The 853-nt window shown below is 65.4% G+C and carries 1 protein-coding gene; it reads right to left on the bottom strand.

What is annotated here, in order from left to right; translation table 11 throughout:
* Window positions 1-69: 69 nt before the first annotated feature.
* On the bottom strand, window positions 70-795 hold the full coding sequence (locus AACS18_RS05575) for a phage terminase small subunit (protein ID WP_108613914.1): 726 nt from the start codon (window positions 793-795) through the stop codon (window positions 70-72).
* Window positions 796-853 lie beyond the last annotated feature (58 nt).

The following is an 853-nucleotide window of genomic DNA, read 5'->3' as shown; positions in this document are numbered from 1 at the left end:
GCCGCTGGGTTCGCCAAAGGCGCTCCATGGCATTCGCGCCGGGGTGCGACGGCGCGGAGAGTCGGTTTGTTATTCGGGATTGAGCACCCGCAGGCGCATGGCAATCTTCTGGCGCAAGGTGTTGACCCCCACCTTGCTGTGCAGCTTCTCTGCCTGGGCCAGCCAGTGGTCGGCTTGCTCCAGCGTGGCGGAGTCCCCCACGGCGCTCGGCCGCGGCTGGCCGTCCTGGTCACGCAGCAGCAGGCAGCCCGCGGCCTTGAACCACTTGGCGGTGAGCTTCTCGTTGAGGCGCCAGTCATTGCGTACCTTGTCGAACACCCGGGAGAACCAGGGCTCGACGGCGTGGCCTTCGGCGGCCTGCTTCTCGGCCCACTCCAGCACGGTGTCTGCCACAAAGTGGGCCCAGTCCCGTTTGATATTGCTCGGGGTGCGCTGGCCCTGGGTTATGGCGAGCTCGGCCCAGGCAATGCCTGTGTCGAAATCCCCCACATCGAAGGCCCAGACGGTAAGCAGCTGAAACAGCTCGTTCTGATAGGGCTGGCCGGACTCGGCCACGCTTGCCAGATAGCGCTCCACATAGGGGCGGTATTTGGGCATCAGCTCGCTGCGCTTCATGTTCACCCGGTCCCCAATGCGGGCCAGCTTGCGCAGGCGGACGATGTCCTGTTCCAGGGCAATCATCTGCAGGTGCAGGCTGTCTGCCACCGCGCCGGTGACCATGCCCGTGCAGGCGGCCTGCGTGGCCCCCTGCATGGCTTGCACCCGTTGCTTGTGGCGTTGACCCGGTGAGCTCATGGCTTACTCACTCGGCGCAGTGGGGGCAGCGCCGATCTCGATGTCAGCCTCTTCAAAG

Origin of the sequence: Aeromonas sp. HMWF015 (genome assembly GCF_963878965.1) — a bacterium.
Taxonomy (GTDB): domain Bacteria; phylum Pseudomonadota; class Gammaproteobacteria; order Enterobacterales; family Aeromonadaceae; genus Aeromonas; species Aeromonas veronii.
This window is presented reverse-complemented; position numbering and strand designations above follow the sequence as displayed.

Bases quoted from the DNA above. Each gene is read 5' to 3' on its own strand.
- AACS18_RS05575 (WP_108613914.1), bottom strand. From the start codon at position 795: ATGAGCTCACCGGGTCAACGCCACAAGCAACGGGTGCAAGCCATGCAG.